General features: G+C 61.4%; 24 protein-coding genes and 1 other RNA gene. 19 read left to right on the top strand and 6 right to left on the bottom strand.

The window, feature by feature from the left end; all coding sequences use genetic code 11:
* Positions 1-20: 20 nt before the first annotated feature.
* Positions 21-458, bottom strand: a complete 438-nt coding sequence (locus tag N7650_RS10795) for a DUF1043 family protein (protein ID WP_037062463.1) — start codon at positions 456-458, stop codon at positions 21-23.
* Positions 459-598: 140 nt separating this feature from the next.
* Here N7650_RS10795 and N7650_RS10790 point away from each other — a divergent pair, with 140 nt between their 5' ends.
* From N7650_RS10790 to zapE, 3 genes are all read left to right on the top strand, one after another.
* A complete protein-coding gene (locus N7650_RS10790; protein ID WP_009408210.1) occupies positions 599-1234 on the top strand; it encodes an alpha/beta fold hydrolase in 636 nt (211 codons plus the stop codon).
* A 23-nt stretch (positions 1235-1257) separates the two neighbouring features.
* A complete protein-coding gene (locus tag N7650_RS10785) occupies positions 1258-2607 on the top strand; it encodes a tryptophan--tRNA ligase (protein ID WP_279898137.1) in 1350 nt (449 codons plus the stop codon).
* 81 nt (positions 2608-2688) lie between these two features.
* Positions 2689-3783: a cell division protein ZapE gene (zapE, locus tag N7650_RS10780; RefSeq protein WP_009408214.1), complete on the top strand. Its 1095-nt coding sequence runs from the start codon at positions 2689-2691 to the stop codon at positions 3781-3783.
* 134 nt (positions 3784-3917) lie between these two features.
* Here zapE and N7650_RS10775 read toward each other — a convergent pair whose 3' ends face one another.
* Positions 3918-4814, bottom strand: a complete 897-nt coding sequence (locus tag N7650_RS10775) for a GlxA family transcriptional regulator (protein WP_167654031.1) — start codon at positions 4812-4814, stop codon at positions 3918-3920.
* A gap of 472 nt (positions 4815-5286) precedes the next feature.
* Between N7650_RS10775 and rplM the strand changes: the two genes are divergently transcribed.
* The 7 genes from rplM to N7650_RS10740 all read left to right on the top strand — a co-directional run bounded on the left by rplM (position 5287) and on the right by N7650_RS10740 (position 10143).
* Complete coding sequence (rplM, locus tag N7650_RS10770) at positions 5287-5715, top strand: 50S ribosomal protein L13 (protein ID WP_009404632.1); 429 nt, start codon at positions 5287-5289, stop codon at positions 5713-5715.
* Positions 5716-5729: 14 nt separating this feature from the next.
* Entirely contained in the window at positions 5730-6122 is a 393-nt protein-coding gene (gene rpsI, locus N7650_RS10765) for a 30S ribosomal protein S9 (protein WP_009404633.1), read from the top strand.
* Positions 6123-6385: 263 nt separating this feature from the next.
* Positions 6386-6979, top strand: a complete 594-nt coding sequence (petA, locus tag N7650_RS10760; protein WP_009396633.1) for a ubiquinol-cytochrome c reductase iron-sulfur subunit — start codon at positions 6386-6388, stop codon at positions 6977-6979.
* Positions 6979-8190: a cytochrome bc complex cytochrome b subunit gene (locus N7650_RS10755; protein WP_037059365.1), complete on the top strand. Its 1212-nt coding sequence runs from the start codon at positions 6979-6981 to the stop codon at positions 8188-8190. Before petA ends, N7650_RS10755 begins: the two co-directional genes overlap by 1 nt.
* The gene (locus tag N7650_RS10750) at positions 8190-8972 is read left to right on the top strand and encodes a cytochrome c1 (RefSeq protein WP_009396637.1); all 783 of its coding nucleotides are present in this window, start codon (positions 8190-8192) and stop codon (positions 8970-8972) included. Before N7650_RS10755 ends, N7650_RS10750 begins: the two co-directional genes overlap by 1 nt.
* Positions 8973-9089: 117 nt before the next feature.
* The gene (locus N7650_RS10745) at positions 9090-9713 is read left to right on the top strand and encodes a glutathione S-transferase N-terminal domain-containing protein (protein ID WP_009396639.1); all 624 of its coding nucleotides are present in this window, start codon (positions 9090-9092) and stop codon (positions 9711-9713) included.
* A gap of 10 nt (positions 9714-9723) precedes the next feature.
* Positions 9724-10143 (top strand): ClpXP protease specificity-enhancing factor, encoded by a 420-nt coding sequence (locus N7650_RS10740; protein ID WP_009396641.1) that lies wholly within the window; start codon positions 9724-9726, stop codon positions 10141-10143.
* A 193-nt stretch (positions 10144-10336) separates the two neighbouring features.
* On the opposite strand, the gene N7650_RS10735 is transcribed toward N7650_RS10740, so the two are convergent.
* The 4 genes from N7650_RS10735 to N7650_RS10720 form a co-directional block, all read right to left on the bottom strand.
* Complete coding sequence (locus N7650_RS10735) at positions 10337-10915, bottom strand: BON domain-containing protein (RefSeq protein WP_279898135.1); 579 nt, start codon at positions 10913-10915, stop codon at positions 10337-10339.
* The gene (locus N7650_RS10730) at positions 10912-11505 is read right to left on the bottom strand and encodes a phosphoheptose isomerase (RefSeq protein ID WP_037059368.1); all 594 of its coding nucleotides are present in this window, start codon (positions 11503-11505) and stop codon (positions 10912-10914) included. Before N7650_RS10730 ends, N7650_RS10735 begins: the two co-directional genes overlap by 4 nt.
* 122 nt (positions 11506-11627) lie before the next feature.
* On the bottom strand, positions 11628-11999 hold the full coding sequence (locus tag N7650_RS10725) for a YraN family protein (protein WP_279898134.1): 372 nt from the start codon (positions 11997-11999) through the stop codon (positions 11628-11630).
* Position 12000: 1 nt separating this feature from the next.
* Positions 12001-13815: a penicillin-binding protein activator gene (locus N7650_RS10720; protein WP_009396649.1), complete on the bottom strand. Its 1815-nt coding sequence runs from the start codon at positions 13813-13815 to the stop codon at positions 12001-12003.
* A gap of 176 nt (positions 13816-13991) precedes the next feature.
* Here N7650_RS10720 and rsmI point away from each other — a divergent pair, with 176 nt between their 5' ends.
* The 9 genes from rsmI to mraY all read left to right on the top strand — a co-directional run bounded on the left by rsmI (position 13992) and on the right by mraY (position 22931).
* Positions 13992-14867 (top strand): 16S rRNA (cytidine(1402)-2'-O)-methyltransferase, encoded by an 876-nt coding sequence (gene rsmI / locus N7650_RS10715; RefSeq protein ID WP_009396651.1) that lies wholly within the window; start codon positions 13992-13994, stop codon positions 14865-14867.
* Between the two features lie 67 nt (positions 14868-14934).
* An RNA gene (rnpB, locus tag N7650_RS10710) (RNase P RNA component class A) lies at positions 14935-15294 on the top strand.
* A gap of 312 nt (positions 15295-15606) precedes the next feature.
* Entirely contained in the window at positions 15607-16062 is a 456-nt protein-coding gene (gene mraZ, locus N7650_RS10705; protein WP_009396653.1) for a division/cell wall cluster transcriptional repressor MraZ, read from the top strand.
* Between the two features lie 2 nt (positions 16063-16064).
* Positions 16065-17006 (top strand): 16S rRNA (cytosine(1402)-N(4))-methyltransferase RsmH, encoded by a 942-nt coding sequence (gene rsmH / locus N7650_RS10700; RefSeq protein ID WP_170394670.1) that lies wholly within the window; start codon positions 16065-16067, stop codon positions 17004-17006.
* Positions 17003-17296 (top strand): cell division protein FtsL, encoded by a 294-nt coding sequence (gene ftsL / locus N7650_RS10695; RefSeq protein WP_009396658.1) that lies wholly within the window; start codon positions 17003-17005, stop codon positions 17294-17296. The genes rsmH and ftsL overlap by 4 nt, the downstream gene beginning before the upstream one ends.
* The gene (locus N7650_RS10690) at positions 17296-19026 is read left to right on the top strand and encodes a penicillin-binding protein 2 (protein WP_009396660.1); all 1731 of its coding nucleotides are present in this window, start codon (positions 17296-17298) and stop codon (positions 19024-19026) included. The genes ftsL and N7650_RS10690 overlap by 1 nt, the downstream gene beginning before the upstream one ends.
* Positions 19023-20489: a UDP-N-acetylmuramoyl-L-alanyl-D-glutamate--2,6-diaminopimelate ligase gene (locus N7650_RS10685; protein WP_240160362.1), complete on the top strand. Its 1467-nt coding sequence runs from the start codon at positions 19023-19025 to the stop codon at positions 20487-20489. The genes N7650_RS10690 and N7650_RS10685 overlap by 4 nt, the downstream gene beginning before the upstream one ends.
* Positions 20482-21849 carry a UDP-N-acetylmuramoyl-tripeptide--D-alanyl-D-alanine ligase gene (gene murF, locus N7650_RS10680; protein ID WP_279898131.1) on the top strand — a complete coding sequence of 456 codons (1368 nt, stop codon included), beginning with the start codon at positions 20482-20484 and terminating at the stop codon, positions 21847-21849. Before N7650_RS10685 ends, murF begins: the two co-directional genes overlap by 8 nt.
* Entirely contained in the window at positions 21849-22931 is a 1083-nt protein-coding gene (gene mraY / locus N7650_RS10675) for a phospho-N-acetylmuramoyl-pentapeptide-transferase (RefSeq protein ID WP_009396666.1), read from the top strand. The genes murF and mraY overlap by 1 nt, the downstream gene beginning before the upstream one ends.
* The last annotated feature ends 1 nt before the right edge of the window (position 22932 follow it).

The following is a 22932-nucleotide window of genomic DNA, read 5'->3' as shown; positions in this document are numbered from 1 at the left end:
CGATCAGCGGGGCTTCTGGCTCAGTTGCGCTTCAGACCGTAGCTCTCATCGAGCATGCCCGGGCTGTTCGGTGCTTTTGGCGCGTAGTCCCGCGGCACTTCGGTGTCGCGCGGCGGGGTCAGGCGATCGCGCTGGCCTTGGGCTGCATCGGAGTGCAGGGCAGCCAGCAAGCGTTGGCGGGTCAGTTCGTCCAGGGCCAGGCGGTTGGCGCCATCGGCCAGATGATCCTGTACTTCCTGGTAGCTTTGCGTGAGTTTCTTGACCAGAGCCGCAGTGCTGTTGAAATGGGTCACCACTTCGTTCTGGTAGCTGTCGAAGCGTTCCTGGATATCGTCCAGTTGCCGCTGGGTGCTGCTCGGTGCGGCATTGGGCAGGAGGCGGGCTACCAGGAAACCAACGACGACGCCTACTGCCAGGGCCAGGGTCGGCAACAACCAAACTAAGAGCGAGAGTTCCACGAGTCCTTCCTCTATAAACGGCTTTGCTTTACGTTAACGGCTCGGACCTGCGCTGTATACCGCGAAGCATCGCAAATATTTCAGAACAGAATCATTCAGCTAGACGAGTCGACCCTTGCCGGGGTCACGGAGTTTATTCCTTGCTTACCCGCGAATCCCCCGTTCTCATCGACGGCCCGGTCGGTCAACTGGAAGCCCTGTACCAGGAGGTGCCTGACGCCCATGGCCTGGTGCTGATCTGCCATCCCAACCCGGTACAGGGCGGGACCATGCTCAACAAGGTGGTGTCGACCCTGCAGCGCACCGCCCGGGATGCCGGCCTGACCACGCTGCGTTTCAATTATCGCGGCGTCGGCGCCAGTGCCGGGAGCCACGATATGGGCAGCGGGGAAGTGGACGATGCCGAGGCGGCTGCCGCCTGGCTGCGTGAACGGCATCCGCAACTGCCCCTGACACTGCTCGGATTCTCCTTCGGCGGTTTCGTCGCTGCCGCCCTTGGCGGGCGTCTTGAGGCGCAAGGTGTGGCGCTGAAGCATCTGTTCATGGTCGCTCCTGCCGTCATGCGCCTGACCGGCAGCGAGGCCGCGCCGCAGAACGTGCAACTGACCATCGTCCAGCCGGACGCCGACGAAGTGATCGAGCCGCAGATCGTCTACGCCTGGTCCGCTGCGTTCCCGCGCCCCCATGAGCTGCTGAAAGTGGCAGAATGCGGACACTTTTTTCATGGCAAGCTGACCGACCTCAAGGATCTGGTACTGCCGCGTCTTTCGAACTGAGCCAAGCTGATAAGCGAATACCCATGACTACGCGCATCCTCACCGGCATCACCACCACCGGCACCCCGCATCTGGGCAACTACGCCGGTGCCATCCGCCCGGCGATCCTCGCCAGCCGCCAGCCCGGTGCCGACTCCTTCTATTTCCTCGCCGATTACCACGCCCTGATCAAATGCGACGACCCGCAGCGTATCCAGCGCTCGCGCCTCGAGATCGCCGCCACCTGGCTGGCCGGCGGCCTGGATGCGGAGAAGGTGACGTTCTATCGCCAGTCCGATATTCCTGAAATCCCCGAGCTGACCTGGCTGCTGACCTGTGTCAGCGCCAAGGGCCTGCTCAACCGCGCCCACGCCTACAAGGCCTCGGTGGACAAGAACCTGGAAAACGGCGAGGACCCGGACGCCGGCGTGACCATGGGCCTGTACAGCTATCCGGTGCTGATGGCCGCGGACATCCTGATGTTCAACGCCCACAAGGTGCCGGTCGGTCGCGACCAGATCCAGCACGTGGAAATGGCGCGTGATATCGGCCAGCGCTTCAATCACCTGTTCGGCAACGGCAAGGAATTCTTCGTTCTGCCGGAAGCGGTGATCGAGGAAAGCGTGGCGACCCTGCCGGGCCTGGACGGTCGCAAGATGTCCAAGAGCTATGACAACACCATCCCGCTGTTCAGCAGTGCCAAGGACATGAAGGACGCGATCTCGCGCATCGTCACCGACTCCCGCGCGCCGGGCGAGGCGAAGGATCCGGACAATTCGCACCTGTTCACCCTGTACCAGGCGTTCGCTACTGCCGAGCAGTCCGCAGGCTTCCGTGACGAGCTCCTGCAGGGCCTGGGCTGGGGCGAAGCCAAGCAGAAGCTGTTCCAGTTGCTGGACGGGCAACTGAGCGAATCCCGTGAGCACTATCAGCAACTGATTGCCCGTCCGGCCGATCTGGAAGACATTCTCCTGGCTGGCGCGCAGAAGGCGCGCAAGGTCGCCACGCCGTTCCTCGAGCAACTGCGCGAGGCCGTGGGGCTGCGTTCCTTCTGCTCCATCGCCCAAGGTACGGTCGAGACGAAGAAAAAGGCCGCGAAGGCCGCACGCTTCGTCAGCTTCCGCGATGAAGACGGCAGCTTCCGCTTCCGCCTGCTGGGCGCCGACGGCGAGCAACTGTTGCTGTCGCGCAGCTTCGCCGACGGCAAGGCCGCTGGTGCGGTGACCAAGCAATTGCAGCAGGGCCAGGAACTGGATGTGCGCGCCGAAGGCCTGGGCTTCAGCCTGTGGCTGGACGGCGAGGCCGTGGCCGAAGGTGCGCAGTTTGCCGACGCCGCTGCTCGTGATGCCGCCATCGAGGCCCTGCGTGCCGCCCTGGTACCCCAACAGGACTGACGGCTTATCGGAAGTCTGATTGCCATTACCCGGGGCCGTCGCTACAGTGACGGCCCGCTTTTGTTGCCTTGCTAACGAATTATGACGCCCCTAGAACGATATCAAGCAGATCTGAAACGTCCCGACTTCTTCCATGATGCGGCGCAGGAAACTGCGGTGCGCCATCTGCAGCGCCTGTACGACGATCTGATCGCGGCGCAGAACAATAAGCCGGGCGTGTTCGGCAAACTGTTCGGCAAGAAGGAGCAGGCGCCGGTCAAGGGCCTGTATTTCTGGGGCGGGGTAGGGCGGGGCAAGACCTATCTGGTCGATACCTTCTTCGAGGCGCTGCCGTTCAAGGAAAAATCCCGCACGCACTTCCACCGTTTCATGAAGCGTGTGCACGAGGAGATGAAGGGCCTGAAGGGCGAGAAGAACCCCCTGACCATCATCGCCAAGCGTTTTTCGGAAGAGGCGCGGGTGATCTGCTTCGACGAGTTCTTCGTGTCCGACATCACCGACGCGATGATCCTCGGTACCCTGATGGAAGAGCTGTTCAAGAACGGCGTGACCCTGGTGGCGACCTCCAACATCGTACCGGACGGGCTGTACAAGGATGGCCTGCAGCGGGCGCGCTTCCTGCCGGCCATTGCCCTGATCAAGCAGAACACCGAGATCGTCAACGTCGACAGCGGCGTCGACTATCGCCTGCGCCATCTGGAGCAGGCCGAACTCTTCCACTTCCCGCTGAACGAAGCCGCCCACGAAAGCCTGCGCAAGAGCTTCCGGGCGCTGACTCCTGAATGCACCCAGGCAGTGGAAAATGATGTACTGATCATCGAGAACCGCGAGATCCGTGCCCTGCGTACCTGTGACGACGTGGCCTGGTTCGACTTCCGCGAGTTGTGCGATGGGCCGCGCAGCCAGAACGACTACATCGAACTGGGCAAGATCTTCCATGCCGTGCTGCTCAGCGGCGTGGAGCAGATGGGCGTGGCGACCGACGACATCGCGCGGCGCTTCATCAACATGGTCGACGAGTTCTACGACCGTAACGTGAAGCTGATCATCTCCGCCGAGGTGGAGCTGAAGGACCTGTATACCGGTGGTCGCCTGACCTTCGAATTCCAGCGGACCCTCAGCCGCCTGCTGGAAATGCAGTCCCACGAGTTCCTGGCGCGGGCGCACAAGCCTTAACCACTCTCGAAAGCACAACACCGACCCTGTGGGAGCTGGCTTGCCAGCGATGACTATGGTGAATTCACCATCGCTATCGCTGGCAAGCCAGCTCCCACAGGTTTTTTATCGGCAGGGAGATTTGTGGTCGAGGCTCAGGCTTCCTGCATGAACTGCTGCCGATACTGGTTCGGCGACAGCGCCGTATGCTGCCGGAACAGCCGTGCGAAGAAGCTGGCGTCGTCGTAGCCGACTTCGTAGCTGATGGTCTTGATGCTCTTGCGCGTGCCCGAGAGCAATCCCTTTGCCGTTTCGATGCGCAACCGCTGCAGGTAGTGCAGGGGCTTGTCGCCGGTGGCGGTCTGGAACCGCCGCATGAAATTGCGGATGCTCATGCCGTGGTTGCGTGCGACGTCCTCGAAGCGGAACTTGTCGGCGAAGTGCTCTTCGAGCCAGTGCTGGATCTGCAGGATGATCACATCCTGGTGCAGTTTCTGCCCGCCGAATCCCATGCGCCCCGGCGTGTAGTTGCGCTGGACTTCGTAGAGGATGTCGCGGGCCACCGCCTGGGCGACGTTGGCACCACAGAAGCGCTCGATCAGATAGATGTAGAGGTCGCAGGCCGATGTGGTGCCGGCGGCGCAGAACAGGTTGTCGGCGTCGGTCAGGTGCTTGTCCTGGTTCAGCTGGACCTTGGGGAAGCGCTCGGCGAACTGATTGAAGAAGCGCCAGTAGGTGGTCGCCTCCTTGCCATCGAGCAAGCCGGCCTCGGCCAGCCAGAACACACCACTGGCCTCGCCGCACAGCACTGCGCCGCGGGCGTGCTGCTGGCGCAACCAGGGCAGGACCTGCGGATAGCGTTCGCACAAGGTCGAGAAATCATCCCAGAACGCCGGGAGCACGATGACGTCGGCCTCTTCCAGGCCACTGTCGACCGGCACCTGGACATCGCTGAAACTGCGCACCGGCTGGCCGTCGGGGCTGACCAGGCGGGTTTCGAACATCGGTTGCAGGCTCAGGCCCAACTGTTTGGCATAGCGCAGGCTGGCCAGGTGGAAAAAGTCCTTGGCCTGCATCAGGGTCGAGGCGAACACCTTGTCGATCGCGAGGATGCTGACGCGCCGCAGGGGCACGTTGGGTTGGGTAAACATCATTTTCTTTATTCTTATAGGTCAGAGTGGTCAATCACCGGCTGGATCGTCTTATTTTTTGGCGATTGTGTCCAGTCTCCCGCCCGAGGCACGGGTACATGCGTGCGCAGGGTCACGCCTGTGCGGGGCGGAGCAGGCCGGCGTGGAAAATCCGCTTGATATTTTTCTGGTAATCCGGATAATCCGCCGTCTGTTTCTACGGTGGGAGTGATGCCCCGTCGCTGAAAAAGAACCCCGCCAAGTATCGAACGCGCTGACCCGAGCCCCCGAAAGCGTTCGTATTCGGCTGCCTTTGACCTTGTCAAAGTAAGCACTATTCAGTAAGATTCGCCGTCTATTTTTTTGCTGGGCGGCCTCTGAGGCTTATTAAAGAATGAAAACTTTTACTGCTAAACCGGAAACAGTAAAACGCGACTGGTTCGTCGTTGACGCTGCTGGTCAGACCCTGGGTCGTCTGGCCACTGAAATCGCGAGCCGTCTGCGTGGCAAGCACAAGCCAGAGTACACCCCTCACGTTGACACCGGCGACTACATCGTCGTGATCAATGCCGAGCAGGTACGTGTCACTGGTGCCAAGACTTCGGACAAGATGTACTACTCCCACTCCGGCTTCCCGGGCGGTATCAAGGAAATCAACTTCGAGAAGCTGATTGCCAAGGCCCCAGAGCGCGTGATCGAGACCGCGGTTAAAGGCATGCTGCCGAAGAACCCGCTGGGTCGCGACATGTACCGTAAGCTGAAAGTCTATGCGGGCGCTACTCACCCTCATACTGCTCAGCAGCCCCAAGAACTGAAGATTTAACGGAATAGTTCATTATGTCGGCGACTCAAAATTACGGCACTGGCCGTCGCAAGACTGCAACCGCTCGCGTTTTCCTGCGTCCGGGCACTGGCAACATCTCCATCAACAACCGTTCCCTGGACGTGTTCTTCGGTCGTGAAACCGCGCGCATGGTAGTTCGCCAGCCGCTGGAACTGACCGAAACCGTCGAGAAGTTCGACATCTACGTCACCGTTGCCGGTGGTGGTGTCAGCGGTCAGGCCGGTGCGATCCGTCACGGTATCACCCGCGCTCTGATGGAGTACGACGAAACCCTGCGTGGCGCTCTGCGTCGTGCTGGTTACGTGACTCGTGACGCTCGTGAAGTCGAGCGTAAGAAAGTGGGTCTGCGTAAAGCACGTAAGCGTCCACAATACTCCAAGCGTTAATTCGCCAGGAGTTTCAAAAAAAGCCCGGTTCCAAGTGGAACCGGGCTTTTTTTATGTCTTGAATAAAGGGGGTCGGCCATTTGTGTGACAACTTGCCGCATAGACGCAGATCAAGACCTGCATGGGATGCAGGCCTATGGCCAGGGTAATAACCTTGCCAGTCATGGGTCTTTTCTTTACCATGCGGCAAATTTTTAGCGCTTCAGAAATTACTTAGTAGATGCCTGTTTCAACAGGCCACAAAGCTGATGGGAGAGGACTGAATGAGCAATGACGGCGTCAATGCAGGCCGGCGTCGCTTCCTGGTTGCAGCCACATCCGTTGTGGGCGCAGCAGGGGCGGTGGGGGCTGCGGTCCCGTTCGTAGGGTCATGGTTTCCCAGTGCCAAGGCGAAAGCGGCCGGTGCACCGGTGAAGGTCAATATTGCCAAGGTGGAACCTGGGCAGCAGTTGGTGGCCGAGTGGCGCGGTCAGCCGGTGTTCATCGTCCGTCGTACCGAAGAGATCCTGGGTAATTTGAAGAAGATCACCGCAGATCTCTCGGATCCGGAATCCAAGGCTTCGGTTCAGCCTACCTACGTCGACCCGTCGAATCGCTCGATCAAGCCGGAAATCCTGGTGCTTGTCGGCCTGTGTACACACCTCGGCTGCTCGCCGACTTTCCGCCCTGAAGTCGCGCCTGCCGACCTTGGCCCGAAGTGGGTCGGTGGCTATTTCTGCCCGTGCCACGGCTCTCACTACGACCTTGCCGGCCGCGTCTACAAGTCCCAGCCAGCGCCGCTCAATCTGCCGGTGCCACCGCATTCGTACGAGTCGGATGACATCATCGTCGTCGGCGTCGATCAGGAGAAAGCGTGATGAGCAAGTTCATGGAATGGGTTGACGCCCGCTTCCCCGCCACCAAGATGTGGGAAGACCACCTGAGCAAGTATTACGCGCCGAAGAACTTCAACTTCCTGTACTTCTTCGGCTCCCTGGCGCTATTGGTGCTGGTCAACCAGATCGTCACCGGTGTCTGGCTGACCATGAGCTTCACTCCGTCGGCCGAGGAGGCATTCGCCTCGGTCGAATACATCATGCGCGATGTCGAGTACGGCTGGATCCTGCGGTATCTGCACTCCACCGGCGCCTCGGCGTTCTTCATCGTTGTCTACCTGCACATGTTCCGCGGCCTGCTTTATGGTTCCTACCAGAAGCCCCGCGAGCTGGTGTGGATCTTCGGCATGCTGATCTACCTGGCGCTGATGGCCGAGGCCTTCATGGGCTACCTGCTGCCATGGGGCCAGATGTCCTACTGGGGCGCCCAGGTGATCATTTCGCTGTTCGGTGCCATTCCGGTAATCGGCGATGACCTGACCCAGTGGATCCGTGGTGACTACCTGATTTCCGGCATCACCCTGAACCGCTTCTTCGCCTTGCATGTGATCGCCTTGCCGATCGTGATCCTTGGCCTGGTAGTGCTGCACATCCTGGCGCTGCACGAAGTTGGCTCGAACAACCCCGATGGCGTCGACATCAAGAAGAAAAAGGACGAGAACGGCATTCCGCTGGATGGCATTCCGTTCCACCCGTACTACACCGTCAAGGATATCGTCGGCGTAGTAGTGTTCCTCTTCGTGTTCTGTGCCGTGGTGTTCTTCTTCCCGGAAATGGGTGGGTATTTCCTGGAAAAACCTAACTTCGAGCAGGCCAACGCCTTCAAGACTCCCGAGCACATCGCGCCGGTCTGGTACTTCACCCCGTTCTACGCGATTCTGCGCGCGGTTCCGGACAAGCTCTTCGGCGTCATCGCCATGGGTGCTGCGATTGCAGTGCTGTTCGTCCTGCCGTGGCTTGACCGCAGCCCGGTGCGCTCTATGCGCTACAAGGGCTGGCTGAGCAAGATCTGGCTGCTGGTGTTCTGCGTTGCCTTCGTGATCCTCGGTGTGCTGGGTGTCCTGGCGCCGACGCCGGGTCGCACGCTGCTGTCGCAGGTATGTACCTTCCTGTATTTCGCCTACTTCATTCTGATGCCGTTCTACACCAGGCTTGAGAAGACCAAACCGGTTCCGGAAAGGGTGACTGGCTGATGAAAAAGCTATTTGCAGTATTGATTCTGGCAGTGATGCCTGCCCTGACCTTCGCCGCCAGCGAGCATGGTCCGGAACTGGATAAAGTCGATATCGACCTGACCGACAAGGCCGCCATGCAGGACGGTGCCCGCACCTTTGCCAACTATTGCATGGGTTGCCACAGTGCCAAGTTCCAGCGTTACGAGCGTGTGGCCGATGACCTGGGCATTCCCCATGAGCTGATGCTCGAAAAGCTGGTGTTCACCGGTGCCAAGATCGGCGACCACATGAACATCGGCATGCAGCCGGCCGATGCCAAGGTCTGGTTCGGCGCTGCGCCGCCCGACCTGACCCTGGTCGCCCGGGTGCGCGGTACCGACTGGCTGTACAGCTACCTGCGCGGCTTCTACGAGGATCCGGCGCGGCCATGGGGCGTGAACAACAAGATCTTCCCGAACGTCGGCATGCCGAACGTGCTGGTGGGCCTGCAGGGACGCCAGGTCGTGGGCTGCAAGCAGATTCAGACCGTGGTCGATGGCAAGAAGCAGTTCGACCCGCTGACCGGCGCGCCGCTGACGCATGAAGCCTGTGACCAGCTGACCATCGTGCCGAAATCCGGTACCCTGAGCGAAGAGCAGTTCGACGAGAAGGTCAAGAACCTGGTGACCTTCCTGGCCTATTCGGCCAACCCGGTCAAACTGGAAAGCCAACGCATCGGTACCTATGTACTGCTGTACCTGGCCTTCTTCTTCGTATTCGCCTATCTGCTCAAGCGCGAATACTGGAAGGACGTGCACTGATCACGCAGTAATTTTCTGGTAGTTGAACGCGCGCCCTGGGGCGCCTCCGGAGTTCGGAGGTACCCCAGGGCGCGTTTGCGTTTATAGCTTTTACCATTCCATGCGAGGAGGAATCTTATGGGCATGACCAATCGGTTGGCCTGCTACTCCGACCCCGCTGACCACTATTCTCATCGGGTACGCCTCGTCCTCGCCGAGAAAGCTGTCAGCGTCGAGATCATCGACGTCGTAGCCGGCAGCCAGCCGGCCAAATTGCTTGAGGCCAATCCGTACGGTAGCTTGCCGACCCTGGTCGACCGCGATCTGGCGCTGTACGAATCCACCGTGGTGATGGAATACCTCGACGAACGTTATCCTCATCCACCATTGCTGCCGGCTTATCCGGTGGCGCGAGCGAACAGCCGGTTGCTGGTTCATCGTATCCAGCGTGATTGGTGTGCACTTGTGGACCAGATCCTCGATCCGCGGGCAAAGGACACCGTCCGCGCCCAGGCGAGAAAGGAGCTGCGCGAGAGCCTTACCGGGGTATCCCCGTTGTTCGCTGACAAGCCCTGTTTCCTCAGCGAGGAGCAAAGTCTGGTGGATTGTTGTCTACTACCTATCTTGTGGCGGTTGCCTATCCTCGGAATCGAATTGCCACGGCAGGCCAAGCCCCTGCTTGACTATATGGAGCGACAGTTTGCCCGCGAGCCCTTCCAGGCGAGCCTGTCCGCTGCTGAACGAGAAATGCGCAAGCTTTAAGGAGCTGTTGATGAACTCCAGTCGCCCCTATCTGGTGCGTGCACTGTACGAGTGGATCGTGGACAACGATTGCACGCCTCATATCCTGGTGAATGCCGAGTACCCTGCGGTACAGGTGCCCCAGGGTTTTGCCAGCGACGGACAGATTGTCCTGAATATCTCGCCGAACGCCGTGCGCGGTCTGCAGATGGAAAACGACGCGGTCAGTTTCGAAGGACGTTTCGGCGGCGTAGCCCACAGTCTTTATGTGCCGACCGCGGCCATTCTTGGCATCTATGCCCGTGAGAATGGTCAGGGCATGGTCTTCGAGCTCGAGCCGCCGATAGCCGATGATGAAGAAGATGATGTCGAGCCGGATGACGACGGTCCGCCGGACGGCGGGCAGCCGCCGCGTCCGAGCGGGCGGCCGAGTCTGAAAGTGGTGAAATGAAAAAAGGCGACCTGTGAGGGTCGCCTTTTTCGTATCTGGATGCTGACATCTAACCTGTGGGAGCTGGCTTGCCAGCGATTGCTATGGTGGGTTCACTGCAGTAATCGCTGGCAAGCCAGCTCCTACAGGGGGCGCGGAGATCTGAAGGACAAGTGTTCCCAAAGCCCCCGGGAGCTGCTTTTTCTGTTTGCTGTCAGTCGATGTATTCGAACAGCTTGACGATCTTCTGCACGCCGGACACGCCCTGCACCAGGTTGGTAGCGCGGTTGGCTTCGGCCTGGGTCAGCAGGCCGAGCATGTAGACGATGCCGTTTTCGGTGATGACCTTGATTCGCGTAGCGGGGATGTTGGCGTCGGTCAGCATCTGGGTCTTGATCTTGGTGGTCAGCCAGGCGTCGTTATTGCGTGCCAGTAGCGAGGAAGGCTGGAGCACCTGCAGCTCGTTGTGCACCTTCTTGACCTTTTGCACCTGGCTGGCGGTTTGCTCGGCCAGGCTCTTCAGGTCGGCGCGCGGGGTCTGGCCGGCCAGCAGGACAACGCCGTTGTAGCTGCTGACGACGATGTGCGAGTTCTTGTCCAGGTCAGGGCTGGCCTTGGCAACGTTGACTGCCACTTTGGTCTCGATCAGCGAGTCGTCGATCTTGCTGCCCAGGGTGCGCGTGCCGCGGTCGTCATCGATCGGGGCTTCACGGCTGGCGGTGATCACCGAGCTGCAACCGCTCAGGCTCAGGCACAGGGTCAGGGCCATCAGGCCGAGGCGTTTTGGGGTCATTCTTCACTCCCGAACAATTGGCTGTCGATCAGGTCGCAGAGGCAGTGGATCGCCAGCAGGTGGACTTCCTGAATACGTGCGGTGACATTGGCCGGAACGCGAATCTCGACATCTTCGGGCAGCAGCAGCGAAGCCATGCCGCCGCCGTCGCGCCCGGTCAATGCTACGACAATCATTTCGCGATCATGTGCCGCCTGGATCGCCTGAATTATGTTTGCCGAGTTGCCGCTGGTGGAGATCGCCAGCAGTACGTCGCCTGGCTGGCCAAGGGCGCGGATCTGCTTGGAAAACACCTCGTTGTAGCTGTAGTCGTTGGCGATCGATGTGATGGTCGAGGTGTCGGTGGTCAGGGCGATGGCCGGCAGGCTCGGGCGCTCGCGTTCGAAGCGGTTGAGCAGTTCCGAGGAAAAGTGCTGGGCGTCACCGGCCGAGCCACCATTGCCGCAGGCAAGCATCTTGCCCTCGTTCAGCAGGGCATTGACCATGAGCTGGCTGGCTTGCTCGATGTGGGGTGCAAGAACTTCCATCGCCTGTTGCTTGGCGTTGATGCTTGCCTGGAATAACTGGCGAATTCGGGATTGCATGTCCATCAGTGTGACCTTAAATGGGGCTGGCCGGGCGGGGATTGAAAGGCTCCCGGCACATGTCTGTGCAGCCCGCGAAGCAAAGAGCAAAAAGTTGAAAGGGTAAAGGTGCGTCCGTCGGCGCGGGGTCAACTGTCGAAGGCATTCTGCAGCCAGTCGAGCGGTTGACCCGAATGACCGCTGCCTTGCAAGGCGATTACATCGAAGCGGCAGGGGTGGTTGGCCCAGCGCGGTTCCTCCATTAGGAAATGCTGTGCGGCGAGCGTCAGTTTTTCCTGCTTGCGGGCATCGATGCTGCCGAGGGCGCCGCCAAAGCCTGCATGCAGGCGATAACGAACTTCGACGAATACTACTGTATCGCGGTCGAGCATGACCAGATCAAGCTCGCCGCGCTTGCACCGCCAGTTCCGCGCCAGCAGCACCAGGCCCCGGGTCGTCAGATAATCCAGGGCCTGTTGCTCGGCCGCCATTCCGGCGGCCTGGCGTGAAGGTGCGGGCATTTCAGCGGGGAGTGTCAGGCAGGCGCTTGATCTGGCCGCCGGCGAACTCTGCCCACGGCAACTGGCGCTCGATGCGCTGGTTCGGGCTCATGCCAAGGCTGCCGGATAGGCCCTCGATACGATTGTCCGGCAGGGTTTTCAGCTGGCCCAGGCGCGGTGCGAGGCTGTAGGCATCGACGCCCATGGCGTAGAGGCGGCCAAGACTGCCGGCCGCCTGTGGCCACTGGCGAACGACCTGCAGGCGCAGGCCGTTGGTGGTGTCGAGCAGCCATGGGGTTTCGCAGAAGCGGATACCGGTCATGTCGTTGTACTGGTTCACGTCGCCGCTGGCACTGTACACGTTGGAGGTTGCGTATACCGGCACGTCACCTGCGTACTGGAAATTGAGGGTCGGCTTGATCTGCTGGGCCTGCTGCGGAGTCGAGGCGAGGAAGATGAAGTCGATGTCCTGGCGACGCGATGGCTGTGCCGAGACATTGCCGCCCACGGTGCTTTGCAGGCTCTTGGCGCGGCCTTCGCTCTGGCGTAGCTGGAACAGGTCGGCGATCTGCTGGGCCAGCGCCACCGGCTGGGCCACGCGCTCGGCGGCGAGCAGGGTGCCGCCCTTGGCTTCCCAATCCTGGCGGAAGGCGTTGAGCACGCGATCGCCCCATTCGCCACTCGGCACCAGTGCTACGGCACGGCGCATGCCGTCGGCGTAGGCGCGGCGGGACACCTCGCGGGCTTCGTCTTCGGCGGCGAGGCCGAACTGGAACAGTTGCGGCGGGGTGTTCTGACCGGCGTCGCTGTAGTTCAGGGCGAGGGTAGTGATCGGCAGTTGCGGGTAGGTGGCGAGTTGCTTGACCAGCGGTTTTTCCAGCGGTCCGACCACCAGTTGCACGCCGGCGGCCTGGGCCTGGCGGTAGAAATCGTCGAGGGAGGTCAGGCGCGAGCTGTCGAAGACCTGGATGGCCGGAGGATTCTGGCCCGCCTGCTGGGCCTGGAAGTGCGCAGCCATGAAGCCGTCGCGCAGGGCGCGGGCAACGCCGGCGAGTTGGCCTTCCTGCGGCAGCAGCAATGCGATCTTGCTCAGTGGCTGGCTGGTCAGGCTTTTCAGTTTCACCAGGGGCGTGGGCAATTGCAGGGCGGCCGGGTGGTTGGGGTTTTGCGCTTTCCAGGTGTCGATGGCGGCCTGTTGCTGCTCCAGGGTGCCGGCGCTCTTCACGGCCAGGGCCAGGCTGGTCCAGCCGCCAAGGGTGTCGCTCGCGCCGGTTTGCAGTTGCTCGGCAGGCAGGGCGGCCACCAGGCTCCAGATCGCATCGTTGTTTGCCGTGGCGGCGTCGCCGTTCAGCAGCGGTGCCAGTGCGATGCGCTCCTTGGCGGCGGCGAGGGGCTGCCCGTCCGCTTCGAACGCGGCAGCGTGGGCACTGCGGGTGCGGGCCTGCAGGTCGGCCGGCAGTTCGTTCAGGTGTGCCAGGCTCGGATGACTGAGGGCGGTCAGCGCTGCTTTCGGCTGGTTACGGCTTAGCGCCAGCTCGGCGGAGAGCGTACTGGCGAAGACCTGTTGGGCCGGTTTCAGGGTATCCAGCTGGACTTGCTCGAGGATGCGTGCGGCACGTGCGTTGTCTTTCTGCCGGTAGGCCAGGTCGGCAGCGCTCAGGCGCAGCAGGGCGGCCTTTTCCGGCGTCTTGCTGTTGGCAGCCTGGTCGAGCAGTTGCTCGATGCTGGCGTCCGGGGTGCGTGGCAATTCGCCCAGGCTGGACGAAGGCGAACTGGCACAGGCTGCCAGCAGGGCGGCGAGGCAGAGGGCTGAGAGTAGCCGCAGGCATGCGATCATGTACGGGTCCTGTTACTCGATCAAATTAACCTGCGATTGTACCCAAGCACTGGCCGTGGCGCGATCTTGCTGGCGTGAAACCTTCGATTCAGGTCGCAGTACAAGGCTTCGGTGGGGAATTGCGACCGGCTCTCGCGCTACAATGGCGGCTTCAATCCAGAAAACAGGTGTTTGTTGTGAGCGATGTTCCAGGTGCTTCCAATCCCGCTGCCGGGACCCTTTACGTCGTGGCCACCCCCATCGGCAACCTGGATGACATCAGTGCCCGGGCCTTGAAGATCCTTGGTGATGTCGCTTTGATCGCGGCCGAGGACACTCGCCACTCGGTGCGGTTGCTGCAACATTTCGGCATCAATACGCCCCTGGCGCCCTGTCACGAACACAATGAGCGCGATGAGGGCAACCGTTTCGTCACCCGTCTGCTGGCCGGGGAAAACGTTGCGTTGATTTCCGATGCGGGGACGCCGTTGATTTCCGACCCTGGCTATCACCTGGTGCGCCAGGCGCGTGCGGCTGGCATAAGTGTCGTGCCAGTGCCAGGGGCCTGCGCACTGATTGCTGCACTGTCGGCTGCGGGGTTGCCTTCCGACCGGTTCATCTTCGAAGGTTTTCTGCCTGCCAAGGCCGTTGGGCGTCAGGGGCGTCTGAATCTGCTGAAGGAAGAACCGCGTACCTTGATCTTCTATGAGGCTCCGCATCGCATTCTCGAATGCCTGCAGGATATGGAAGCGATCTTTGGCGGCGAGCGTCCGGCAGTGCTCGGGCGCGAGCTGACCAAGACCTTTGAAACCCTGAAAGGCCTGCCCTTGGCGCAATTGCGCGAGTTCGTCGAAAACGACAGCAATCAGCAACGCGGTGAATGTGTGGTGCTGGTGGCAGGCTGGACCGCGCCGGAAGATGAACAGGCGGTAAGCGGGGAAGTCTTGCGCATCCTGGATTTATTGCTGGCGGAAATGCCGCTCAAGCGCGCGGCGGCGTTGGCTGCGGAAATTACCGGGGTAAGGAAGAATGTTTTGTATCAAGTGGCTCTGGAAAAACAGAAAAATAAATGATGTCACATTGATATTATCTGTTTTGTCACTTGTTCTCCGGGGCCGCTGCCGTTAATCTTTGCGGCGGAGAGTCGATTGGACAGTCGCTGCCTGATTTTGTTCCGCAAAAGCAGGGGGAGGAAAGTCCGGGCTCCATAGGGCAGAGTGCCAGGTAACGCCTGGGGGGCGCGAGCCTACGGAAAGTGCCACAGAAAACAACCGCCTAAGCACCTCGGTGCCGGTAAGGGTGAAAAGGTGCGGTAAGAGCGCACCGCACGACTGGTAACAGTTCGTGGCTAGGCAAACCCCACTCGGAGCAAGACCAAATAGGGTTCCACATGGCGCGGCCCGCGTTGGAACCGGGTAGGTTGCTAAAGGCGTCCAGTGATGGCCGTCGTAGAGGAATGACTGTCCTCGACAGAACCCGGCTTACAGATCGACTCTCCACTCCTTCCTTTCTTTCTGCTTGATTCGATAGCAGAAGCCGCTTCGGTAATATCAAAAAAGTCTTACTCTTAATAAATTACTTTAACTTCGCGCTCTATTCGTCTGAGCGAAGTCGCTTTTCCCTTCCGAAAATCCCCTTCAAGTAGCCTGATGTCTGCCCTTGTTACGCTAAATCTCCGATCTGTAAGGGTTTTCCTTATATGCGCGCCTTGACGGTGCGGTGGGCGGATTCCTATAGTGTGCGCAAGTGGCAGAAAGTGGCATGAAGTGGGTTTTCAGACACAAAAAAGCTAACATTTAGGGAAGCGCAGCCGTGTTCCGCGGAGCAAACGCAATCAATCTCGACGCCAAGGGCCGTCTCGCCATGCCGAGCCGGTACCGTGACGAGCTTGATTCACGTAGCTCGGGGCAATTGATCGTGACGATCGACGCTGTGGATCCCTGCTTATGCGTATACCCGCTGGACGAGTGGGAACTGATCGAAGCGAAATTGCGCGCCTTGCCGTCGTTGCGTGAAGAGAACCGCCGCCTGCAGCGCTTGCTGATAGGTAATGCAGTGGATCTCGAACTCGATGGCAGTGGGCGTTTTCTGGTTCCGCCGCGTTTGCGCGAATACGCGAAGCTCGACAAGCGCGCGATGCTGGTGGGTCAACTGAACAAATTCCAACTGTGGGACGAGGATGCCTGGAACGCTGTTTCTGCAGCGGATCTGGCAGCCATTCAACAACCGGGTGCCATGCCCGATGAACTGCGTGATCTGATCCTGTGACTATCGATAGCGGCTTTAACCACATCACCGTACTTCTGGACGAAGCCGTCGAGGCTCTGTCCGTGCGCGCGGATGGCTGCTATCTGGATGGCACGTTCGGTCGCGGCGGGCACAGCCGACTCATACTGCAAAAGCTTGGACCGGATGGCCGCCTCCTGGGGTTCGACAAGGATCCTCAAGCGATTGCCACCGGGCAAGCGCTGGCGGCCGAAGACGGCCGCTTTGTCATTGTGCAGCGCAGTTTTGCCGAGCTGGGTTCCGAAGTGGCCGAGCGCGGGCTGGCCGGCAAGGTCAGCGGCGTGCTGTTCGACCTCGGCGTGTCCTCGCCGCAGCTGGACGACCCTGAGCGCGGCTTCAGCTTCCTCAATGACGGCCCGCTGGACATGCGCATGGATCCGTCCCGTGGTGTCAGCGCCGCCGAATTCATCGCGACGGCTCCCGAGGAGGAGATCGCCCGCGTATTCAAGGAGTATGGCGAAGAGCGCTTCGCCAAGCGCATGGCCCGTGCCGTGGTCCTGCGCCGCGAGGAGCAGCCGTTCACTCGAACCTCCGATCTGGCCGAAGTGCTCAAGGTCGCCAACCCTGCCTGGGAAAAAGGCAAGAACCCGGCGACCCGTGCATTCCAGGGCCTGCGCATCCACGTCAACAACGAACTGGGCGACCTCGAGGCTGGCCTCGACGCGGCCCTGGATGCGCTGGAAGTCGGTGGTCGCCTCGCGGTGATCAGCTTCCACTCCCTCGAAGACCGCATCGTCAAGCTCTTCATGCGCAAGCTGGCCAAGGGCGAGCAGGACAACCTGCCGCGCAACCTGCCAGTACAGCACAAGCCATTCGAGCCGAAGATCAAGCTGATCGGCAAGGCGCAGTTCGCGTCCGATGCCGAACTCAAGGCCAACCCGCGGTCGCGCAGCGCGGTCATGCGTGTGGCGGAGAAGCTTCGGTGAGCAGGCTCTATGCCAAACCCCTGCCAGGCGGAAGCTTCCTGATGCTTCTGCTGTTTATCGGCGTGCTCGTATCCTCGGTCGCGGTGTCCTACAGCGCCCATTGGAACCGGCAATTGCTCAATACGCTTTACGGCGAGCTCAACGAGCGCGACAAGGCCCAGGCCGAGTGGGGCCGGCTGATTCTTGAGCAGAGCACCTGGACCGCCCATAGCCGTATCGAAAACCTCGCCAGCGAGCAGTTGAAGATGCGCATCCCCGCGGCTGACGAAGTGCGGATGGTGGCGCCATGATGAAGCTCGAAGGCGCCTTGTACCCCTGGCGCTTCCGGGTGGTGCTGGGCTTGCTCGCCTTGATGGTCGGCGCCATTACCTGGCAGATCATCGATCTGCAGGTGGTCGATCGCGACTTCCTGAAAAGCCAGGGCGATGCACGCAGCATGCGGCATATCCCCATTCCTGCACACCGCGGCCTGATCACCGACCGCAACGGCGAGCCCCTGGCCGTCAGTACGCCGGTCACCACGTTGTGGGCCAACCCCAAGGAAATGCAGGGCTCCAAGGAGCGTTGGGGAGCATTGGCAACAGCGCTCGGGCAGAACCCCAAGCAACTCACCGAACGTCTGGAGCAACAGGCGAACAAGGAGTTCATCTACTTGGTCCGCGGCCTGACTCCCGAGCAGGGGCAGGCGGTTCTCGACCTGAAGGTTCCTGGTGTCTATGGCATCGAGGAATTCCGCCGTTTCTATCCTGCCGGCGATGTGGCCGCGCATATGGTCGGCTTCACCGACCTCGACGACCACGGTCGCGAGGGCGTGGAGCTTGCCTACGACGAGTGGCTGGCTGGCGTGCCCGGCAAGCGCCAGGTGATAAAGGACCGACGCGGCCGCTTGATCAAGGATGTCCAGGTCACCAAGAACGCCAAGGCAGGGAAGACCTTGGCGTTGTCGATTGACCTGCGCCTGCAATACCTGGCCACCCGCGAACTGCGCAACGCCATCGCCGAGCAGGAAGCGAAGGCCGGCAGCCTGGTGATCATGGATGTGAAGACCGGCGAAGTCCTGGCCATGGTCAACCAGCCCACCTACAACCCGAACAATCGTCGCAGCATGTTCCCGGCGGCGATGCGCAACCGGGCGATCATCGATGTGTTCGAGCCAGGTTCGACGGTCAAGCCGCTGTCCATGAGTGCCGCGCTGCAGAGTGGTCGCTGGAAACCGACCGACAAGGTCGAGGTCTATCCCGGCACCCTGCAACTGGGCCGCTACACCATTCGTGACGTTTCCAAGACCGAGGGCCCGATCCTCGACCTGACCGGCATCCTGATCAACTCCAGTAACGTCGGCATGTCGAAGATCGCCTTCGATATCGGTGGCGAGGCCATCTACCGGGTGATGTCGCAGTTGGGCCTGGGCCAATACACCGGCCTTGGCTTCCCGGGCGAACGCGTCGGCAACCTGCCGAACCACCGCGAGTGGCGCAAGGCGGAAACCGCGACGCTTTCCTACGGCTACGGTGTGTCTGTTACCGCGCTGCAACTGGTGCATGCCTACGCCGCGCTGGCCAATGACGGCAAGATGGTGCCGTTGAGCATTCTCAAGGTGGACAAGGCGCCGGAATCGACCCAGGTGGTGCCGAAGGAAACCGCGGAAACCATCCAGCAGATGTTGCAGCAGGTGATCGAGGCGCCGCGTGGCGTATTCCGCGCGCAGGTGCCTTCGTATCATGTCGCTGGCAAGTCGGGTACCGCGCGCAAGGCCACCATCGGTTCCAAGGGCTACACCGAAAATGCCTACCGCTCGTTGTTCGCCGGTTTCGGGCCGATGAGCGATCCACGCTATGCCATCGTCGTGGTGATCGACGAACCGAGCAAGGGCGGTTACTTCGGTGGCCTGGTTTCCGCGCCGGTGTTCAGCAAGGTCATGTCGGGCACCCTGCGCCTGATGAACGTGCCGCCGGATAATCTGCCGGTTGCCACGCAGCAGGCCGATGCCGCTGCGCCCGCCAAAGGAGGGCGCGGTTGATGACGATGCCATTGAGTAAACTGTTCGCCAATGCCAGTAGCGATCCGCTGATTCGCGAACTGACCCTGGACAGCCGCAATGTCCGCCCCGGCGACTTGTTCCTGGCTGTGCCGGGTGCCAAGGTCGATGGCCGCGACCATATTGCCGATGCGCTCAAGCGCGGCGCGGCGGCGGTTGCCTATGAAGTGCAGGGTGCCAAGGTATTGCCGATCACCGATGCGCCGTTGATTCCGGTCAAGGGCCTGGTCGCGCAATTGTCGGATATCGCCGGACGCTTCTATGGCGAACCTAGCCGTCTGCTCGAACTGGTAGGCGTTACCGGCACCAACGGCAAGACCAGCGTGACCCAACTGGTCGCCCAGGCCCTCGACCTGCTGGGCCAGCGTTGCGGCCTGATCGGCACCCTAGGTACCGGCTTCTACGGTGCGCTGCAAAGTGGCCGCCTGACCACGCCCGATCCGCTCGCCGTGCAATCGACCCTTAATGACCTGAAGAAGGCCGGCGCGCGTGCCGTCGCCATGGAAGTGTCGTCCCATGCACTGGAGCAAGGGCGGGTCGCCGCACTGGCTTTCGATATCGTGGTGATGACCAACCTGTCCCGCGATCATCTCGATTATCACGGCAGCATGGAAGCCTACAAGGCAGCCAAGGCGAAGCTGTTCGCCTGGCCGAACCTGCGTTGCCGGGTGGTCAATCTGGATGACGATTTCGGTCGCGAACTGGCCGCCGAAGCGCGCGAGTCGCGGCTGATCAGCTACAGCCTGAAAGACCCGGCAGCCACCCTTTATTGCCGCGAAGCCAGCTTCGACGATGATGGCGTGCGCGCCGTGTTGGTAACGCCGCAAGGCGAGCACATGCTGCGCAGCCGTCTGCTCGGTCGCTTCAACCTTAGCAATATGCTGGCGGCGGTCGGCACCCTGTTGGCGATGGATCATCCGCTGGATGAAATTCTGAAGGTCACCGCGGAGCTCGAAGGCCCTGTCGGCCGTATGCAGCGCCTCGGCGGCGGCAGCAAGCCGTTGGTGGTGGTCGATTATGCCCACACCCCGGATGCCCTGGAAAAGGTCCTCGAAGCCCTGCGCCCGCATGCCCGTGGCCAGTTGACCTGTCTGTTCGGCTGCGGCGGTGACCGTGATCGCGGCAAGCGCCCACTGATGGCGGAACTGGCCGAACGCCTGGCCGATCAGGTGGTGGTCACCGACGACAACCCGCGTAGCGAAGATCCTCAGGCCATCTTCGACGATATTCGTCCTGGCTTCTCCAAGGCGGATGCCGCGGAGTTCATCGCCGGCCGTGGTGAGGCGATCGCTCGTGTGATCGCCGCTGCCGGCGTCGACGACGTCATCGTCCTGGCTGGCAAAGGCCACGAGGACTACCAGGAAATCAACGGCAAACGTCACGATTTTTCCGATCTTGTTGAAGCCGAAAAGGCGCTTGCAGTCTGGGAGGCCTCTCATGCTTGAACCCCTGTCCCTGAGCCAGTTGACCGAACCGTTGCAAGGGCGCCTGCTGGGCGCCGATGCGCGTTTCGACGGGGTCAGCATCGACAGCCGCAAGATCGCGCCGGGGCAATTGTTCATCGCTTTGGCCGGGCCGCGTTTCGACGGCCACGACTACCTCGACGAAGTAGCGGCCAAGGGCGCCGTTGCGGCGCTGGTGGAGCGTGAGGTTCCGGGTTCCAGCCTGCCGCAACTGCTGGTGGCGGATACCCGTCTGGCCCTGGGGCGGCTCGGCGCGCTGAATCGTCGCGCCTTCAAGCATCCGGTAGCAGCGATCACCGGCTCCAGCGGCAAGACCACGGTCAAGGAAATGCTTGCCAGCATCCTTGGTACCCGGGGCCCGGTGCTGATGACCCGGGGCAACCTGAACAACGATCTCGGCGCCCCCTTGACCCTGCTCGAGCTCGGCCCTGAACACAGCGCCGCCGTCATCGAGCTGGGCGCCAACCACGTTGGCGAGATTCGCTACACCGTCGGCCTGACCCGGCCTCAGGTGGTGCTGATCAACAACGCGGGCACGGCTCATGTCGGCGAGTTCGGCGGGCCGGAGAAGATTGTCGAAGCCAAGGGCGAGATCCTCGAAGGATTGGAGGAGGGTGGTGTCGCGGTATTGAACCTGGACGACAAGGCCTTTGGCATATGGAAACAGCGCGCCGGGAAACACGCCGTGCTGACCTTCGCCCTGACCAGCAGCGCCGCCGAATTCTACGCCAGCGATATTGCCCAGGATGAACGCGGTTGCCCGTCGTTCATCCTGCACGCGCCGCAAGGCCAGGTGGCGATCCAGCTCAACCTGCTGGGCACCCACAACATCGCCAACGCCCTGGCCGCCGCCGCTGCCGCGCAGAGCTTCGGTGTCGCGCTGGAGGGCATCGCCGAGGGCCTGAACACCGTGCAACCGGTCAAGGGCCGCGGCGTCGCGCAGGTCGCGCCCAGCGGCATCCGCGTGATCGACGACACCTACAACGCAAACCCGACCTCCGTGTGCGCGGCCATTGATATACTCGCCGGCTTTTCCGGTCGCACCGTCCTGGTGCTCGGGGATATCGGTGAGTTGGGCCAGTGGGCCGAAGAGGGCCACCGCGAGGTCGGGGACTACGCCAGGGGCAAGGTTTCGGCGCTGTATGCCGTAGGTCCGATGATGGCCCATGCGGTCAAGGCCTTTGGCCAGAATGCCCGCCATTTCACCAATCAAGCTGACCTGATCGCTGCCGTTCGCGGCGAGCAGGCCGTCAACACCACTATTTTGATCAAGGGTTCGCGCAGCGCTGCGATGGAAAACGTCGTGGCGGCCCTGTGCGATTCCAGCGGGGAGAAACATTAATGCTGCTGCTGTTGGCCGAGTATCTGCAACAGTTCTACAAGGGCTTCGCGGTCTTCCAGTACCTGACCCTGCGCGGGATCCTGGGCGTACTGACCGCGTTGTCGCTGGCCCTGTGGCTGGGCCCGTGGATGATCCGTACCCTGCAGATCCGCCAGATCGGCCAGGCCGTGCGTAACGACGGCCCGCAATCGCACCTGTCCAAGTCCGGTACCCCGACCATGGGCGGGGCGCTGATCCTTTCCGCCATCGGCGTGAGCACCCTGCTCTGGGCCGACCTGAGCAACCGTTACGTGTGGGTGGTGCTGATCGTCACCATGCTGTTCGGCGCCATCGGCTGGGTCGACGACTACCGCAAGGTGATCGAGAAGAACTCCCGCGGCCTGCCGAGCCGCTGGAAGTATTTCTGGCAGTCGGTATTCGGCCTGGGCGCGGCGATCTTCCTTTATATGACCGCACCGACCAGCGTCGAAACCACCCTGATCGTGCCGATGCTTAAGGACGTCACCATTCCCCTGGGCGTCGGTTTCGTCGTGCTGACCTATTTCGTCATCGTCGGCTCGAGCAACGCGGTCAACCTGACCGACGGCCTCGATGGCCTGGCGATCCTGCCGACCGTGCTGGTAGGCGGTGCCCTGGGCATCTTCTGCTACCTGTCGGGCAACGTGAAATTCGCCGAATACCTGCTGATTCCCTACGTTCCGGGCGCAGGCGAGCTGATCGTGTTCTGCGGCGCGCTGATCGGCGCCGGCCTCGGTTTCCTCTGGTTCAACACCTATCCGGCCCAGGTCTTCATGGGCGACGTCGGTGCCCTGGCACTGGGCGCCGCGCTGGGCACCATCGCCGTCATCGTTCGCCAGGAAATCGTCCTGTTCATCATGGGCGGCGTGTTCGTCATGGAGACCCTGTCGGTGGTCATCCAGGTCGCGTCGTTCAAGCTGACCGGCAAGCGCGTATTCCGCATGGCGCCGATCCATCACCACTTTGAACTCAAGGGCTGGCCCGAGCCGCGCGTGATCGTCCGCTTCTGGATCATCACCGTGATTCTCGTGTTGATCGGCCTGGCAACCCTGAAACTGAGGTAGA

Origin of the sequence: Pseudomonas sp. GD04058 (assembly GCF_029836855.1) — a bacterium.
In the GTDB taxonomy this organism is placed as follows: domain Bacteria; phylum Pseudomonadota; class Gammaproteobacteria; order Pseudomonadales; family Pseudomonadaceae; genus Aquipseudomonas; species Aquipseudomonas bharatica.
Note: the sequence above shows the minus strand (reverse complement) of the source record. Positions and strands in the feature narration are given on the sequence as shown.